This is a genomic window from Psychrobacter muriicola 2pS (assembly GCF_904846535.1).
GTDB classification, from domain to species: domain Bacteria; phylum Pseudomonadota; class Gammaproteobacteria; order Pseudomonadales; family Moraxellaceae; genus Psychrobacter; species Psychrobacter aquimaris.
In genome coordinates this window covers 110237-128554 of the sequence record NZ_CAJHBC010000004.1, presented here as the reverse complement: position 1 = coordinate 128554, position 18318 = coordinate 110237, and the positions used below count along the sequence as shown (strand labels likewise).

Genomic DNA, 18318 nt, shown 5'->3' with positions numbered 1-18318 from the left:
CTTACAATAATGCTCTAAACGAACTTAGCCTATCTAAACCAAGCACGAGCGTTACGGAACATACGCATCCACGCGCCGTCCTCGTCCCACTCTTCTGGTTTCCAGCTGTGGTTATACGCTTTTAGGTTACGCTCAGGATGCGGCATCATGATAGTGACGCGACCATCAGTGCTACATAGACCTGTGACACCGCCGAGCGAACCGTTTGGATTGAGCGGATAAGTCTCGGTTGGATGACCTTGGCTATCGACATAACGCATGGCGAGCTGACCATGGTTTGCCATACCGTCGATTTCTGTATTGTCTAGCGTGGCATAGCCTTCACCATGCGCCACCGCGATTGGCAAGATGCTGTCTTGCATACCTTTGAACAGAATTGACTTGGTACGCTCGATTTTGACATTGACCGTACGCCCTTCAAATCGAGCGGATTTGTTAGCGATGAAGCGTGGGAAGTTTTCTGCACCTGGGATCAGGTCTTTTAACTGTGCCATCATCTGACAACCGTTACAGACACCCAAACTAAAGGTATCAGGACGGGCAAAGAAGCGCACAAACTGCATGCGTAACTCGTCATGGAACAAGATAGAGTTCGCCCAGCCAGAGCCAGCGCCGAGTACATCACCATAACTAAAGCCACCACAAGCGACCAAACCATCGAAGTCACGTAGATTGATGCGACCGCTCAGTAGATCACTCATGTGGACATCGACCGCTTCAAAGCCCGCTTGCGTAAAGCCTGCTGCCATCTCTGTCTGACCATTGACGCCTTGCTCGCGGAGGATTGCGACTCTTGGTTTATTCTCACGACTGGCTAAATACGGCTCTTCGACCTTTTGATTCAAATCAAAGTTTGGCGCAGCGATTAAACCTTTATGGCTCGCATCAGCAATCAAGTCATACTCTTGCTGTACGCACGCTGGGTTATCACGGCGACGCGCGATTTGATAGCTAACCTGCGTCCATGCTTGCTGCAATTCAGTACGGCTAAAGCGTAGGGTATCGTCACCCATTAGCGTTGGCGTTTGGATTAGTAGGCTGTCTTCTTCAGAGCTCTGACCGACGAGGCTGAGCATATCGCTGACGTTAAATTCTTCTGCCAATTGCATGAGAGCGGCGACGTTTTCTGGTAAGACTTGAATGACCGCACCCAGCTCTTCACTGAACAGCTGACCGAGTAAGTTGTCATCAGTCAATGACAGTTTGACACCTTGACGACTGGTGAACTGCATCTCTGCGATGGTCGCAAGTAGGCCGCCATCACCGATATCGTGATACGCGCTGATGACGCCTTGCTCATTACCCGCTTGGATAAAGTTAAAGAAGTCGATCAAATCGCTTGGCTGCGCTAGATCTGGGCAGTCATTACCCAATTGGCTAAGCGTTTGCGCAAGGATTGAACCGCCTAGACGTAGCTTGCCTTTGGACAAGTCAATACGGTAAAACGCGCTGTCGCCATTGATAAGCTCAGGCGTTAGCGTTTTTGCCACGTCAACGACAGGGGCAAATGCCGTCACGACTAAGCTCATTGGCGACACGACTGATTTGTCTTGATTTTCACCATTCTCGTTGTCAGTCCAATTAGCACGCATCGATAGCGAGTCTTTACCGACTGGGATGGCGATACCGAGTGCTGGGCATAGCTCTTCGCCGATTGCGTGTACCGCATCGAAGAGTGCCGCATCTTCCGCATCATCACCACACGCTGCCATCCAGTTCGCTGACATGGTGATATCAGACAACTGAGCGATACGCGCACCAGCGATGTTAGTAATTGCTTCACCGACTGCCAGACGTGCAGAGGCTTTTGGACTAATCAGCGCAACAGGTGTACGCTCGCCGACACTCATGGCCTCGCCAGTCATTGGTTGACCATCTAGCGCCACTAAGCCTGACGCCGTCACTGCACAATCTGATACAGGCACTTGATAGCGACCCACATACTGATCACGCACGACCATACCCGTGATAGAACGGTCACCAATGCTAATCAAGAACGATTTGCTAGCGACGGTTGGGTGACGCAATACATCGGTAATTGACTCGGCTAAGTTAACTTCGCCAAGCTCTAATGCTGGCAACGTGCGCTCAGAACGCTCAAAGCTGCGCTGCATTTTTGGTGTACCACCTAGCAGGACTTGCATAGGCATATCTACTGGTTGCTCAGTCAACAGCTCATCATCAACGATTAGCTGACGGATATCCGTCGCCTCACCCAAGATGGCATATGGGCAGCGCTCACGGGCACAGATCGCATCGAACTGATCTTTGCTCTCTGGGCGAATCGCGAGCACATAACGCTCTTGCGCTTCGTTTGACCAGATGGCCATTGGCGACATGCCCGCTTCTAACGATGGAATCTTACGCAAGTTCAGATGCGCGCCCATTTCATGGTCATTGACTAGCTCTGGCATCGCATTAGACAGACCGCCTGCCCCTACATCATGTAGTGAGACAATTGGGTTGCCGTCTTTACTATTATTGCTCACATCGACATCATTACCCGCTAGAGCCCAGCAGCGATCGAGAACTTCTTGGCAACGACGCTCCATCTCAGCGTTATCGCGCTGAACTGAGGCAAAATCCAAACCTTCGTCAAGCTCGCCACTATCGACTGACGATGCGGCACCACCGCCCAGACCGATTTGCATCGCAGGGCCACCAAGGACGATGAGCAAATCGCCTTTTCTAATCGCATTTTTTTCAATGAGATTGCGTTTAATGTTGCCGTAACCACCTGCCAGCATAATTGGCTTATGATAGCCGCGCATCTCGCTACCGTCTTTTGCCGCAGAGGTATCTAGCTGAAAGCTACGGAAGTAACCGCATAGGTTTGGACGACCAAATTCATTTGAGAAGTTGGCACTGCCTAATGGCGCTTCGGTCATAATCTCAAGGCTGGTTGCCATACGGTCTGGCGTACCATACGCTTGCGTGCTCAGCTGACCTGACTGCTCCCATTTCTCGCTAAGCTCTGGGATATGTAGATGCGATACATGAAAACCTGCTAGACCCGCTTTTGGCTTACCGCCACGACCAGTCGCACCTTCATCACGAATCTCACCGCCAGAACCAGTCGCCGCACCTGAATACGGGGCGATTGCCGTTGGGTGATTGTGCGTCTCAACTTTCATCAAGATATCGATGTTTTCTTGATGAAATCCATAAGGATGGATTGAATTGGCATCCATCGCGTCCGTTGGGATAGGGTAAAAACGCATACCATCAGACCCAGCCATCACAGCGGCGTTGTCTTTATAGGCTGACAAGATACCTTGGGGATTCGACTGGTAGGTGTTTTTGATCATTTGAAACAATGATTTTGGCTGTACTTCGCCATCAACTGTCCACTGAGCATTAAAGATCTTATGACGGCAATGCTCTGAGTTTGCCTGTGCAAACATCATCAGCTCAACGTCCGTTGGATTGCGTTTCAACTCATTGACGTACGCATTCATTAGATAGTCAATATCTTCGCTGGATAACGCAAAGCCGAACTCGGTATTGGCAGACTCTAGCGCTGACTGGCCTTGCCCGATCACATCGATATGATTCAGTGATGCTGGCGCTTGATCGTCAAACAATTTGCTGACATCGCTCAAGTCATAAACCAAGCTTTGGGTCATACGGTCAAACAACAACTGCTCAGCGTCTACTGGTAGTTTTTCGCCTGATTCACTATCAATGGTCAATGTATAAACAACGACACGCTCAACGCGATTGATTTTGATTTCACAGTTATTAAAGATATCAGTCGCTTTACTTGCCCATGGCGATATCGTACCAAAACGCGGACTAACAATGACTTGTCGTTGGTTGTCTTGCGGCGCATCTAGCGTTGTTGATGCGTCAACCGCCAGTAAATCTAGCGCTTTTTTATGCTCATCACCGCTCAATTCGCGTGATAGCACATAGACTTGCTGAGTACTTATTTGACTAACATTTAGCTCGGTTTTTTGCTGGAACTGACTGATGAGTTGCTGCGTCTGAAAATCGGTAAGAAACGGTTGTCCGGCGATGGTCATCATAAAGGCATAATCCGTAAGATCAAGGCATCTCTGCCATGCTAAGTAAATGGTCTGGGTATTATAACAAGAAGACCTATAATAAGCAGGTCTAAACCAAGATAAATTGCTGATAACTTGCGCTGTGCCGCTACTGGATATTTGTTAAATGACAAGCTTGCACTAAGGTCTATTGGTCACAGTTTTAAACATGTACTGACAAAATAGCCCCCTAAATACCTAGCGTCACAATTTTTACCTAACCCTTATACTCCTTACAAACACTCACATCGCATTACTGGGTACCTATATAAATGTAGGGTCACAACTCGGTATTCTATTTGCAGTTGTTAGGGCGACGATTATTTCTAATACCTCGAATACGTTTAGCTCGAATAAAAACTACTACTATAAGCACTCAACTATTTAAGCACTATCATTCAAACATTATAAAGAAAAGGAAATCCTCTATGAGTAGACAAGACCATATCGATAAAGTACAAGCACTGGTAAAAGAAGTAAAATTTGCCATGATGACGACTCGTACGCATGAGGGCCATCTCCATGCCTGCCCAATGACGACGAGCGAGACAAGCATTGGTGCAAAAGAGATTTGGTTCATCGGTGATAAGAGCACTGAAACCGTTAGTGATATCGAAAAAGACCCACAAGTAAACTTGGCTTATGTCAGTCAAGACGCGAAAGACTATGTCTCAATCAACGGTAAGGCAGAATTGGTAGAAGACCAAGAGAAGCTAGATGAGCTATGGTCACCAATCTACAATGCGTTCTATGAGCAAGGTAAAGAAGATCCAAACGTACAGCTAATCAAAGTCGTGCCACATGGTGCCGAGTACTGGTTAAGCGGTAACTCAGTGGTTAATATATTCAAAATGACCACTGCTGCCGTAATGGACGGTAAAAAAGCGACTAACTTGGGTGAAAACAACTCAGTGACGCTATAAGCTATATAAGCCATAAATAGCAAAATACAAAAACGCCAGTGGCTAATGCGACTGGCGTTTTTATTTATTATAAAGTGTGTTGTATTGTAGATTTAGCCGCTTTGCTTTAAGTACGGCCAAGCAGCTCTTAGATAAATCATCATTGACCATAACGTCAAAATAACAGCGGCAACCATCAATACATAGCCGATGGTTTCAAGCGATTGCCAGTTGAGCAGTAGCACGGTAATCGCCACCATTTGAAACGTCGTTTTTAGCTTACCGACATAGGATACTGCGACGCTGGTGCTTTTGCCCAGTTCTGCCATCCACTCACGCAGCGCTGACACTGCAATTTCACGCGAAATAATCACAATCGCGGCGATTGCCATAATGATATTAGGATGCCATTGCACCAAGATAATAAGTGCGGCTGCAACCATCAATTTATCAGCAACAGGGTCTAAGAAGCGCCCAAAAGCTGACGTCACATTGAGCTTACGGGCAAAATAACCATCAAGCCAATCCGTAATCGCCGCAATGATAAAAACGCTGGTCAAGAGTAAATGGCGTAACAAGCTATCACTAAACTCGCTCATGCCGACCCGCGCAATCACATTATCTGAGATGGCAGGCATGCCAATCCCCATCGCAGGTGGCCAATAAGCAATCGCGACAAATAGCGGAATCATTAAGATCCGCGCGATAGTAAGATTGTTAGGCAAGTTAAAAATACTCTTGGTATTTTGCGTGCTTGGCGGCTCCTGCGTATGCAAATGCGTATTCTCAGTCATGGCAAACCCAGTTTCATATAGACTTAATAATGGTAGATAGCTTAGCATTTTTCGTGCAAGTCGTCATGCCATCTCTTTGGCTATTCAGTTATCAGTGATATTCGAATTTACCCATCATTTATAAATGATTGCGACCTATTAATAGCATTGATCCTTATTAGGCATAGAGGCATTAAAGAAAAACCTTTATTCAAAACAATAATATAGATTTAGCCTTCTCGTCTATCTGCTCTAAACGTAATGTCATGTAACCAAAATAGCCAAACAGCGGTCAATTGGGTTATGATGGCGATTGTAATAAAACACTTGTACACTTAAATATGTAAGTGAATATATTTATTACTTGAATGAGTCGCGACTACCCCAATCTTATTAAATACAGTAGAAAAACGCAGAATAACAATAAGTCACCACCGCTGTCCCTGTAGTGCCAGCAATGAGTGCTACATGACTAGTTTTCCTCAGCCCACGGCTCCTCCTCCGTGGGCTTTTTTTTGCCTACAATCCATTTCTAGATAAATATTCATATATAAATGCAAAAACTCAAACAATCCGATCATCAGGTGAACATGATGATAGTCGGTAGCCTCCAAGTAAAAACCCACCTTATGGTGGGTTTTTACTGGTACAAATTATGTAGCGTCAGTGGCTTAATAATACAAACAAATATATTCAAAGCCGTACATCACTCAGCGTCATCGCCGTTATCTTAATTGGTACAGCGCATAACCATGCGGTACCAGCAGTACAATAGAATTTGTTGTTATGATAAGACACGATCTGGGCGGTAAAATCATTGTCATTCTGATCTCTCATCGCCTCTTCGTCGCTACTATCATCTACTGCACACCAAATCTCTTGATAACCATGCTCAAGCATCGCACGTGTCAGTTCACTTCCTCTAAGCACTATATCCACCTTTAAAACCACGTACTATTTTATATATCATAATATGTGAATATAACTGTTTCTTATAGATTTGGATAGCATTATTTTTGGTTTCAACCGTAAAACTACCATACAAAGTTTTATTAATAATCAGTTACAATTTTATATCGCTATAGACAAGCTCAGTTTTTTTAACTGGGATGGCGCATTGCCATGCGATCCCTTCTTTACAGAAAAACTTACCATTATTAAAGGAAACAATGTGCCTTAGTGAATCGAATTCAGCACTATCAATCATAGCCATCGCCTGATCATCGCTCTCGTTACTCACAGCACATAAAACCTGCTTATCTCCTCGTGCGAGCATGGCACAAGTCAGCACACTGCCACTTAATCTAGCACTCATAAACTACCCTTTATTTTCAATAAGTTATAACTCTCTGACCCTATCATATAGACATAGCACTTCCTGATAGTATAAGTTCAACCTCACTTTAGCATTCAAGTGTATGTATAGATTCATCGGCGCGTTGTATTCATTACTTAATTTTTCTTAACTTTAAACGGCTCTGAGAATTGCAAAATCAAAAAACCAACGGTCGACAATATAATGGCAATCTCATAACGACCATATGCCACCGATAAACCCCATGCCTGTGATGATGGCATACATGATTCTCGCTTCGCCAGCAGCATCATAGATATCCATACCGACTAACATAAACGCGCATGAAGCAATGGTCACCAATGGAAATGTTCTCAGCCCCGCTTCGTTGTCTTTCATTTCACGGTTTAGGGCAATCGGCAATGACAATAGAAAGGCGATACCCAACTGGAAAAGTGCTAAGCCATCAGCTCTAAGTCTATGTCGAATCCAAACATCATTTACCACCTTTTCATATTAAGAAAACGCCCTTGAAGTCCAGTTTTGGATAGAGTCAGTCGCTAAGCAAACTCTCGCACTTATTTTACCCTTCGTACTTATTTTACTTTGTTGATTGCCTCAACCGTCTGTTGTGCCATTTGATAGCAACTTTCAATATTGCCTTGTCCGCACCAATCACCACTGACAATCCACTGATGAGACTCATCTATTAAAATACCTACTGCTTCTTTGTCGCTATCAGTAACAGTGGCGGCATAACGCCAGCGATGGCAATCTATTTGGCTAGGGGCATTGTCATCGCTCCAACTCAATGCTTGCAGTGCGGCCTGCAATAATTGTGCTTTTATCATCTCCATATCATCATCGACATGCTGCTCTGACCAGTCATTGCGCGCATGGATAGTAAGACTGGGTAATAAATCTGCATGAGCTAGCTTTTGATGTTCGATAAATATTCTATCGAGCATAGAGTCATTCAGATAAGCCACGTCCCATACTGATTGACGGTCATTACTCAACGATTCAGGTAACTGATCTGCACTGTTCCACCCTAACATCAGCGTATAACAAGCCAGCATTTTTGGCTCAGAAATCTTGGCTTGCTCAGCAAAGCCGCTCTCTGCCATTAGCTCTATTGCCTGAGCATTTGGCGCGGTGCATATCACCCAGTCAAAGTGACCTAGACTCGCGCCAGTCTCGTCAAATAGCTCAGTTTTTTTATCAACCTTTTCCGCTAGAGCATTATCATATTGCACCAACGGTGCAACGCGGGTTTTAAATTTGATGGTGCTGTACTGCAACTCATCGGCCAATGTACGTCCCCAACTGGTCATTTTTGGCGTACTGATATAGCGGGCTTGCGCGGTGTTCCATTGCTCTTTGATATGAATATCAGGCAATTGAGTATCATTATTCGCTGGTGTTAAATCGATCACCTGCGCACACCATGGCTGTAGCAATCCCGTGTCTAACCAAAGCGTAATGAATTGCTTAAAACTTGCCGTCTTAGCCGTAAAGAACTGCGCCCCAAATGCCCATTGCCAGTTTTTGCCAGTGTAGCTATCAGTACGATAACGAGTGGCTAAACGCCCTACGCTACGTGACTTTTCAAAGACAGTAATTTGCGGTAAGTGTGTTTGCGCACGATCTTGTGCTATGTTCTGAGCAAAGGCGCGCTCTAATAACGTGGCGGTAAACAGTCCCGTCAAACCACCACCAATGATAGCGATTTTTGGTGATTGTGTAGTGACAGCGTGCAAAGAGTGATTGGTCATAATGACAGCAGGCCTTATATAATGTGCGATAAAAAGGGAGTGATGACAATGGCAGGGGTATTTTAAATAATAGGATTATAGAAGATATTCAATCTTTAAAGTCTGCTGATATCAATATCGTCTGCGTAAAAAAGCCATGCTAGCTTTAATAACATGGCTTTTCTGAACGCTAATCTTCTATTTACTGAACGTGCTTTTAACAATATCTCATTATCGATAATTTAGCCTACTCTCCTCGCGCAGCTTTGACTACCTCAACCAGCTGATTAATCACCGAACTGTCTGCAAGAGTAGACAAATCACCCAAACCAACATACTGACCTGCTGCAAGGTTACGTAAAATACGGCGCATGATTTTGCCCGAGCGGGTTTTGGGTAGTGCCTCCACGATATGAATAGCATCCAAATTGGCAATCGGGCCAATCTCAGCGCGAACATGTCGATTCAGCTCAGCCTTTAGCGCCTCTGTCTCTTTTTCACCCGATTTCAAAATGATAAAGGCACAAACGCCCATGCCGCGAATCTCGTGTGGCATACCAACAATGGCGGCCTCCGCTGTCGCAGGATGCGCGACCACGGCGCTCTCAATCTCTGCTGTTCCCAGACGATGCCCTGCAACATTAAGCACATCATCGACGCGACCCGTGATCCAGTAATGTCCATCTTCGTCACGCTGCGCTCCATCACCAGTGAAATAATAACCGGGATACTCACTAAAATACGTCTTTAAAAAACGCTCATGGTCATTATAAATGGTACGCATTTGCCCCGGCCAACTGCTGTTAATTGCCAAGTTTCCTTCAGCAGAGCCCTCTAGCATGGTGCCGTCACTATCAACAATCTCTGGTTTAATACCGTACAAAGGGTTCATCGCTGCACCCGGCTTGAGTGCGACCGTGCCTGGTATCGGTGCCATGAGGATACCGCCTGTTTCAGTTTGCCACCAAGTATCTACAATCGGACACTTGCCGCCGCCGACGACATTGTAATACCAGTCCCATGCTTCTGGGTTGATCGGCTCGCCAACGGTGCCAAGTAGTCGCAAACTTGAACGATCAGACTCCCGAACAAAGGCATCACCCTCCTTCATCATTGCTCGAATAGCCGTCGGTGCAGTATACAGAATGGTCACATCATGCTTATCAATGATATGACCGATACGTGCCCATGTGGGATATTCTGGTACACCCTCGAACATCACCGTCGTTGTACCGTTGGCAAGCGGCGCGTAGGTTGCATAGGTATGACCTGTGATCCAGCCTACGTCCGCAGTACACCAGTAGACGTCATCGTCTTTGATATCGAACACATCTCGAAAAGTAGAGAGCGCATAAGTGATATAGCCACCAGTGGTATGCAACACGCCTTTAGGCTTGCCAGTGGAACCAGAGGTGTATAATAAAAATAGCGGGTCTTCGGCATTCATGACTTCAGGCTCGCAATGCACTGATTCACCATCGACCAAGTTGTGATACCAAACATCACGGCGACCACTCATGGGGACGGAGTTGCCCGTACGGTGGACGACAATGACGTTGGTCACGCTATCAGTACCATCCATATCTAGCGCCCGATCGACGTTGGCTTTGAGCGGTGTATGCTTATTACCGCGTACGCCTTCATCAGCGGTAATGATGAGTTTTGAGCGACTGTCTATCAGGCGATTGCCCAAGCTCTCCGCAGAGAATCCACCAAAGACCACGGAATGCACAGCGCCAATACGCGTACATGCCAGCATCGCTATCATTGCCTCAGGTATCATCGGCATATATAGGGTCACGCGATCGCCTTTTTTGACCCCAAGCTTACGCATGGAATTACCCAAGCGACAGACCGCTTCATACAGCTCTTTAAAGGAGATGATTTTGTGCAGCGAAGGATGATCGCCCTCCCAAATGATGGCAGGCTTGTAAGGATTTTTTTTGACATGGCGGTCGAGACAATTGACAGAGATATTCAATTCGCCGTCCTCGAACCATTTTATGCGAAAATCATCCAAATCATAATTAACGTCGCTAATTTTGGTTGGTTTTTTTATCCAATCGATCAGCTCGGCACGCTTCGCCCAAAAGGCAGCATTGGCCTCAGGTGATTCGATGGATTTCTCGTAATCTTCGCGGTATTGTTCAGCGGTGGTATTGGCAGCAGCGATAAATTCGGCCGCAATGGGGAATGATTTTTGAGTCATCGTCGTTGTCCTTTTTAATTATTATGACCTGCATGCATAACTGTCGAAAACGACGGCATGTACAGGTGATAAGAGTCATCGTCCATAATGTGTGACACTCACGGTTAGTTTGACAAATAAGCAGAACGGTTGCAAGGTATCAACAGCCATTCATAACAATATGCCTATACAGCGGTATACTTGCTCACCCATAATATAATGTATTAACGAGGAGCAGTTTTGCATCGATTCGCATTTACTCTTGCTATTGGCTCATTTAAAAGATGTTTTTATTTTGGCATAAATAAAGGCATCACCGTCCAGATATCAGATAATGATATGACATTTAATCCTTGTAACCTTGTATGAAATATGGACAATAGCTATACGCTAGATACGACGCCAAAATACACCCTTCACCAAACCCTCTTATTGACCTGCTGCTATAAAGATAAGCAATCGGCGTTGTTGATTCGATGACGGATTTGGTGGCTGGTTTTTAAACCTATTATTTTATGAGACTACCATGAGCAATCACCGCAATGCATCACAATACACCCACTATGATGTCATCATCATCGGCGCTGGCGCGTCAGGGCTATACTGTGCGCTCACAGCGGGTCGCCGTGGTCGCCGCGTACTGGTATTAGACCATGCCAATAAGGCGGGCAAAAAAATCCTCATGTCAGGTGGTGGACGTTGCAACTTTACCAATTACTATGTCGAGCCTGAGCACTTTATCGGTGCCAATCAACATTTCTGTAAATCAGCGCTCAGTCGTTATCCCAGTTGGGAGTTTATTGGTATGGTGGCAGCACATAAAATCCCTTACCATGAGCGCGAACACGGTCAGCTATTTTGTGATGATTCAGCGCAAGATATTTTGACCATGCTCCTCGCAGAATGTACGGCAGCTGGCGTACAAGTAAAGCTGAATGTGCAGATTGACAGTGTACAGGCTGTTGAAAACGACAAGAATGCCAGATTTGAACTACTGACCACCAAGCAGCTTAGTAAAAAAGAAAAGCAAGAGAGAAAAGAATCCGAAAATCAAACCACACTGCCGCAAACAGGCTACCGCTGTGAGTCGCTCGTGGTCGCTACTGGCGGACTGTCTATTCCAACGATGGGAGCCAGCGGTTTAGGATATGAATTGGCGCAGCAATTTGGACACACGCTGATCGCAACCGATGCCAGCTTAGTGCCTTTTACCTTTACTGATAAAACTGGTGAGCTTATCCGCGCTTTGGCTGGTATTAGTTTGCCGGTCATCGCCAGCAATGAACGCATCTCTTTTAAATTGCCTATGCTGTTTACCCATCGCGGCCTCTCTGGCCCCGCTATGCTACAGCTATCGAACTATTGGCACACTGGCGAGACCATCAATATTAACCTGCTACCCGAGGTAGATGTCACCGATATTTTGCTTGCACACAAAAAATCACATCCACGGCAACTGATCCGCACTGTCTTGGCAGAAAACACGGACAATGCACTACCAAAAAAACTACTGGCAGCACTACAAACGCACTTGTGGGACGATATCAAAGACACCGAACTTGCCAATATTAAAGATGAGCGGCTGACGGAGCTTGGCGCGACTTTGAATGGCTGGCAGCTCAAACCCTCTGGTACAGAAGGCTATCGTACCGCCGAGGTAACACGTGGCGGCGTAAAAACTGATGAGGTCTCCTCAAAGACTATGCAAAGCAATTTGCAAGATGGCTTATACTTTATCGGCGAAGTGCTGGATGTTACTGGTTGGCTTGGCGGCTATAACTTCCAATGGGCATGGGCCAGTGGCTTTGTCTGCGGTGAAGTGGTTTAGCCTCATTTAATACTAACAATGTAGCATTGTTTCATAATAAACAGTGTTTATCGGCAGTGTCATGGTCGAATGTTAAACACGCCCTAGGATGTCACTATTTTTATTCAACTTAAGTTGCCTTTTATCCACATTAGCTCTTGATAACTATTAAAATAAACACAATATAGATAGCTATAAATGTAGAATAACTTAACAGAAATTTTTTATTACAAAAATATGTTTTGTCTTATGAGGTAACAAATGCGTCCAATCAAGAATATTCATGGTGATAAAGCACCGCATTGGGTAGGTGACGGCTTTTATGTAAAAACCTTAATCAATCACCTTGATGATAGCCCTGATTTTAACTATAGCCATACCGACCCGTTTTTATTGTTTGATTACGGCACACCAACGACCTTTGACCCGAACCCTAATTATAAAACACAGCCTCATGGGATCGGACAGCATCCACACAAAGGCTTTGAAACCGTCACTATCGCCTACGAAGGTGAAATCAGTCATGCCGATTCAGTAGGCGGACAAGGGACTATTCAAGAAGGCGATGTGCAGTGGATGACCGCAGGTCGTGGCATCATGCACGAAGAGTTTCATTCGGAGGCTTTCGGTCAGCGCGGCGGCGTCTTTAGTATGGTGCAACTGTGGGTTAACTTGCCAAGTACGCACAAACTGACCGACCCAAACTATCAAAGCATCAAACGGGCAGACATGCCTATCGTTGAGTTGATCGACAGCCGCAATATTGACCACCAAACGACGATTGGTAAGGCGGCTATCATTGCTGGTACTTGGCAAGAAATAACAGGCGCGGCAAATACTTTTACCCCGATTAACTTATGGGATATCGAGCTGCATACTGCGGGCGCAACGACGCTAAAAGTGCCCAATACTCACAATACGCTCCTGCTGATACAAGAAGGTGAGTTACTGGTCAATGGTACGTCAGTTAGTGCCGGTAATTTGATTCAATTTGATGCGCCAACTCAGCACCGTACTGATATGCAAGCTGAGCAAAAACCGGCTACTGATACTATTGAGCTGCATTATTCTGCTACCGAAAATGGTGAGCAAGCACCTGTCAAACTGTTACTACTCAGTGGAGAACCTATCGGCGAGCCAGTCGCAGGTTATGGACCCTTTGTAATGAACACTCAAGAAGAGCTTCGCCAAACGTTTCGGGATTACCAAACGGGCAATTTTATTAAGTAGTTGAAATTCAGGCATTAAAAAAGCCACCTGACGGTCTTCGTCAGGTGGCTTTTTATTATGCGCTTATGTATGAGCTAACAAAGGTATATTTGACAAGCCTTAAAGTTAGCTCATCATAAGGGCAACTGATCATCCATTACGCTTGGTTAAGAAACGGATAATCCGTATAGCCTTCAATACCACCACCATAAAAAGACTCTGGGTGCTGCTCATTGAGCATCGCCCCTGTGCGGATACGCTCAGCCAAATCAGGATTGGCAATATAGTCACGACCGAAAGCGACGGCATCGATGTAGCCTGCTTTGATATTTTTCTCTGCTTTTTCAGCAGTATACCCACCAGCAGCGATGATCATATTATCAAAGGCATCACGGACACACTGACGAAATGCATCGCTATAAGGGGTGCCACCTGCCCAATCAGGCTCTGACAGATGTAAATACATCACACCACGCTTGTTAATCTGCTCAATCAGCCAAATGTTTTCGTCTTCGTTGTAGCCCGCTTCTACATTGTTGAAAGTACCTAGCGGCGAGATACGAATACCAACATGATCAGCATCCCACGCATCAACACAAGCATCGATCACATCGAGTGTTAAACGCGCACGATTCTCACGGCTACCGCCATACTCATCATCACGCTGGTTGGTCTGCTCAACCCAAAACTGATGCAATAGATAACCGTGTGCACCATGAATCTCTACCCCATCAAAACCTGCTTCTTTAGCATTTTTAGTGGCCTGAGCAAAATCAGCGATGACTTGCTTAATCTCATCAAGTGTCGCTGGACGTGGCGGCGTGGCGTCTACACGAATGGCTTGATTGTCGCTATCGCGAAGTGAGGTACGAATACCAACATCAACATCAGAAGCAGAAATGGGTGCTTTACCATTCGGTTGTACGCTTTTGTGCGACACCAGACCGGTATGCCAGATTTGTACCACAATTTTGCCACCTTTGGCATGGACATTATCAACGATAGTTTTCCACGCAGTGATTTGCTCTTGGGTATGGATACCCGGCGCGCCCGCGTAACCTTTCGCCTGAAAAGAAACCTGCGTCGCTTCAGTAATGATTAATCCAGCGCCCGCGCGCTGTGAATAATACTCCCCCGCAAATGGAGTCGGTACATCACCCGGTTCAATTGAACGAACACGGGTCAGCGGTGCCATAATGATGCGGTTCTTTAGCGTTTGGATGCCCATTTTTACGGGTTCAAATAAATTATCGTGTGCCATAAAAAGCCTTACTTTGTTTGTTTTTATGAGTTGGTATTCATTATTATGATACTTATTACTCTTAAGTAATTTGATCAAACTATGAAAACCTTCTAAGTTATTGGGTCAATAGAATGCATCGTTGCTTCGCTAATAGCTTAACTAGAAATAAGTGAAACACTACATTAACCAGCCATTTTCTTAATGAGGAATAGCTGCTTATATTCAAGTATAATTTACAAACAGATACATTTAATAAAGTTAATCTAAACTATGGGCATTGGATTTGGCAGTAACCTTCTCCATTGAAAAACATAAATAGCAGAATATTATTAATCACAAATAACTTGTACTCATAACCTCTCAGTCAAAAATCTACTCATCACCTATCCGCCTGAACGATGAATCAATCAAAGACCTTTATGACTTGAGCATCTTTTTAATAGACAGCTCCAACGACAGATACGTACCAAATAATATCACCATCGAGCCAATAATCGCTGGTGTGTCCAACGCCTCACCAAGCAGCAGATAACCAAAAATAATGGCAAAAATCGGAATCACCAAGGTAATACTGGTGGCGCGCATAGGGCCAATGCTTTTTATCAATTGGTTCATAAAAATCAGAGCAATGGCGGTTGAAAATACGCCAATACAAATGACAGAAACCCAAGCAGTAAGGCTAATACTTTTACCATACGGGAATTCGTAGACCGCTATTGGCAGCATGATAATACTGGCAATGATAAGCGAACCTGCGGTAATAGCGACTGGTGAGACATTGTATAAGTAGTTTCTGGTGATATTGGCACCGACGGCATAACCGACACAGGCCAGTAACGCATAGCCCATTGGTAGCAACCCTGAACTTGACTCAGCGCCCTGCCCGCTACCGCCAAATAAATTTTCACTCATCAAAATAATCACACCGATAACACCGATGACTAAACCGAGAATTTGCTTTCTTGACAGTCTATCTTTAAAAAAGGTGCTGGCGATGAAACCGCTCATCATTGGCACAGACGCATTGAGCACCGCCAATACTCCAGCGTTTACCGAGCGCGCTGAAAAAGCAAACAGGATAAAAGGAATAGCCGCAGAAAATAATCCAACCAGCGTCAACACTTTCCAATTATCCCGTATGCCCTCTCTGTTTTTTGGGCTGATTAAAACAAAAACCAGCATGGTCAGCCCAGCCAAGACAACACGCAGGCTGGCAAAAGCCAACGAGCCAAATTCAGGCACGCCGATACGATAAAAAATAAAAGACAGCGACCACATAAAGGACAGTGTCATAAAAATAATGAGGTCGCGGTTAGACATGAGTGAATCCTATCAAGCGTTAGACGACTGCTCCTGACTTATAAAATGGCGATTTATGAACTTCTCATTATCAAAAACTCATCATAAAAGCGCATTTATAAAAGGCTGAGTCGTAAAAAGTATCGTGTGATAAAAAAAACCTCGATGATAACTTTTTAATCGCTCAATGGGTGTTGTATTTTTTGTATTTATAGCCAATTTCTTCTACAAATTAACTTTATCCAAAATAAAATCAATGTCTTTATCGCCTCGCCCTGACAAATTGACCAAAATCGTCTCATCCGCTGACATATCTTTGGCGATTTTCATCGCATAGGCGATGGCATGTGCCGACTCTAAGGCAGGAATAATACCCTCAAGGCGCGATAATGCCATAAAGGCTTCTAAACATTCTGCATCAGTCGCCGACTCATAAGTGGCCAGTTTTAAATCTCGCAGATGCGAATGCTGAGGTCCAACCCCTGGATAATCAAGCCCTGATGCAATCGAATGTACGGGAGCTGGCTCACCTTTTTCATCGAGCAGCACGTAGCATTTAAAACCATGAATCTCGCCTTTCACGCCCAGTGACATCGTCGCTGCATGATTGGGGGTGTCCAAACCTTCACCAGCTGGTTCCACGCCGATTTTTTCTACATCTGCATCATCAAAAAAGCCACTGAACATACCGATAGCATTAGAGCCGCCGCCAATACAAGCAACTACCTTATTAGGCAGCTGACCCGTTGTCGCTAAGAACTGCGCCCGTGCTTCATGTCCGACCACTGACTGAAAATAGCTGACCATTTCAGGATAAGGCGCGGGTCCCAATGCCGATCCAATCGCAAACATGCTGGTATCTAGCTCATTAAGATAGGTCTCAAAGGCGCTATCGACCGCTTCTTTTAGCGTACCAGCGCCACGCGATACAGGAACGATATTGGCACCCAAAATCTTCATGCGGCTGACGTTTGGATGCTCTTTTTTAATATCGACCACACCCATGTGAATCTCACACTCCAACCCCATCAATGCTGCTGCCGTTGCTAACGCTACGCCATGTTGCCCCGCGCCCGTTTCGGCAATCACTTTGGTTTTGCCTAATTTCTTAGCTAATAACACTTCACCCAAACAGTGATTAATCTTATGCGCGCCCGTATGGTTTAAATCTTCACGTTTAAAATAAATCTGCGCGCCGCCGCAATGCTCCGTCAAACGCTGTGCATGATAAATAGGACTTGGGCGACCAACATAGGTCTCACGCAAGCGTTTCATCTCAACGATAAAATCGTCATTTTTAATGATTTCACGAAAGCCTACTTCGATTTCTGCCATGGCTTTGGCAAGCTCAGGATGACCAATCTTGCCACCGAACTCTCCGTATAAGCCATCACTATTCGGTAATATTGATTGATGTAAACCGTAGCCAGTGTTGGTATTTTGCGTTGTCATAGTTAAGCCTTATTATTTTAAAATGAGGATTAGTATTGGCATTTTTGCCGAATTATTTAGCATGTTTGATGATAAAAATATTTTTATGTATTTACGTTCTAGTACATTGAAACAAGATAGTAAGGGAAATTTCTTATTTGGTCAAGTTAAGGAATAAATCTAACAGAGTGGAACGGCTGATGAGTTTGGACGCGTCAAAGGGCACAAAAATATATATGTGCAAGATGGCGCGTTAATCCCCGGTAGTGCTGGCGTCAATCCGTATGTGTTTATCACAGGACTTGCGGAGCGTAATATGGCGGCTATTTTGAAGAGAGATTTTGGGTAGGGTTTTAGGATTTAGAGGTATGA

Annotated in this window: 13 protein-coding genes and 1 pseudogene; 4 read left to right on the top strand and 10 right to left on the bottom strand. The window is 45.1% G+C overall.

Annotated elements, in window-relative coordinates; translation table 11 throughout:
- Window positions 1–29: 29 nt before the first annotated feature.
- Window positions 30–4028 carry a phosphoribosylformylglycinamidine synthase gene (purL, locus tag JMX93_RS07425; protein ID WP_193011840.1) on the bottom strand — a complete coding sequence of 1333 codons (3999 nt, stop codon included), beginning with the start codon at window positions 4026–4028 and terminating at the stop codon, window positions 30–32.
- Window positions 4029–4474: 446 nt separating this feature from the next.
- Between purL and JMX93_RS07420 the strand changes: the two genes are divergently transcribed.
- Window positions 4475–4969 (top strand): pyridoxamine 5'-phosphate oxidase family protein, encoded by a 495-nt coding sequence (locus JMX93_RS07420; protein ID WP_499204352.1) that lies wholly within the window; start codon window positions 4475–4477, stop codon window positions 4967–4969.
- A gap of 92 nt (window positions 4970–5061) precedes the next feature.
- On the opposite strand, the gene pgsA is transcribed toward JMX93_RS07420, so the two are convergent.
- From pgsA to acs, 6 genes are all read right to left on the bottom strand, one after another.
- The gene (pgsA, locus tag JMX93_RS07415; protein WP_193011837.1) at window positions 5062–5742 is read right to left on the bottom strand and encodes a CDP-diacylglycerol--glycerol-3-phosphate 3-phosphatidyltransferase; all 681 of its coding nucleotides are present in this window, start codon (window positions 5740–5742) and stop codon (window positions 5062–5064) included.
- Between the two features lie 672 nt (window positions 5743–6414).
- Window positions 6415–6651, bottom strand: a complete 237-nt coding sequence (locus tag JMX93_RS07410) for a hypothetical protein (RefSeq protein WP_227685773.1) — start codon at window positions 6649–6651, stop codon at window positions 6415–6417.
- A 133-nt stretch (window positions 6652–6784) separates the two neighbouring features.
- Window positions 6785–7036: a hypothetical protein gene (locus JMX93_RS07405; RefSeq protein ID WP_443511407.1), complete on the bottom strand. Its 252-nt coding sequence runs from the start codon at window positions 7034–7036 to the stop codon at window positions 6785–6787.
- A 213-nt stretch (window positions 7037–7249) separates the two neighbouring features.
- A complete protein-coding gene (locus JMX93_RS07400) occupies window positions 7250–7462 on the bottom strand; it encodes an MgtC/SapB family protein (protein WP_499204351.1) in 213 nt (70 codons plus the stop codon).
- A 149-nt stretch (window positions 7463–7611) separates the two neighbouring features.
- Window positions 7612–8790, bottom strand: coding sequence for an NAD(P)/FAD-dependent oxidoreductase (locus tag JMX93_RS07395; RefSeq protein WP_499204350.1), 1179 nt, complete (start codon window positions 8788–8790; stop codon window positions 7612–7614).
- Window positions 8791–9016: 226 nt separating this feature from the next.
- Entirely contained in the window at window positions 9017–10978 is a 1962-nt protein-coding gene (acs, locus tag JMX93_RS07390; RefSeq protein WP_499204349.1) for an acetate--CoA ligase, read from the bottom strand.
- A gap of 505 nt (window positions 10979–11483) precedes the next feature.
- Here acs and JMX93_RS07385 point away from each other — a divergent pair.
- A complete protein-coding gene (locus JMX93_RS07385; RefSeq protein ID WP_499204348.1) occupies window positions 11484–12785 on the top strand; it encodes a BaiN/RdsA family NAD(P)/FAD-dependent oxidoreductase in 1302 nt (433 codons plus the stop codon).
- A 240-nt stretch (window positions 12786–13025) separates the two neighbouring features.
- Window positions 13026–13994: a pirin family protein gene (locus tag JMX93_RS07380; protein WP_499204347.1), complete on the top strand. Its 969-nt coding sequence runs from the start codon at window positions 13026–13028 to the stop codon at window positions 13992–13994.
- Window positions 13995–14130: 136 nt separating this feature from the next.
- Here JMX93_RS07380 and JMX93_RS07375 read toward each other — a convergent pair whose 3' ends face one another.
- From JMX93_RS07375 to trpB, 3 genes are all read right to left on the bottom strand, one after another.
- The gene (locus JMX93_RS07375; RefSeq protein WP_499204346.1) at window positions 14131–15234 is read right to left on the bottom strand and encodes an alkene reductase; all 1104 of its coding nucleotides are present in this window, start codon (window positions 15232–15234) and stop codon (window positions 14131–14133) included.
- A 399-nt stretch (window positions 15235–15633) separates the two neighbouring features.
- On the bottom strand, window positions 15634–16536 hold the full coding sequence (locus tag JMX93_RS07370) for a DMT family transporter (protein WP_193011821.1): 903 nt from the start codon (window positions 16534–16536) through the stop codon (window positions 15634–15636).
- Window positions 16537–16740: 204 nt separating this feature from the next.
- Window positions 16741–17967 (bottom strand): tryptophan synthase subunit beta, encoded by a 1227-nt coding sequence (trpB, locus tag JMX93_RS07365; protein ID WP_499204345.1) that lies wholly within the window; start codon window positions 17965–17967, stop codon window positions 16741–16743.
- 187 nt (window positions 17968–18154) lie between these two features.
- Here trpB and JMX93_RS07360 point away from each other — a divergent pair.
- Window positions 18155–18295, top strand: a pseudogene (locus tag JMX93_RS07360) (hypothetical protein); the annotation flags it as partial.
- Window positions 18296–18318: the final 23 nt, after the last annotated feature.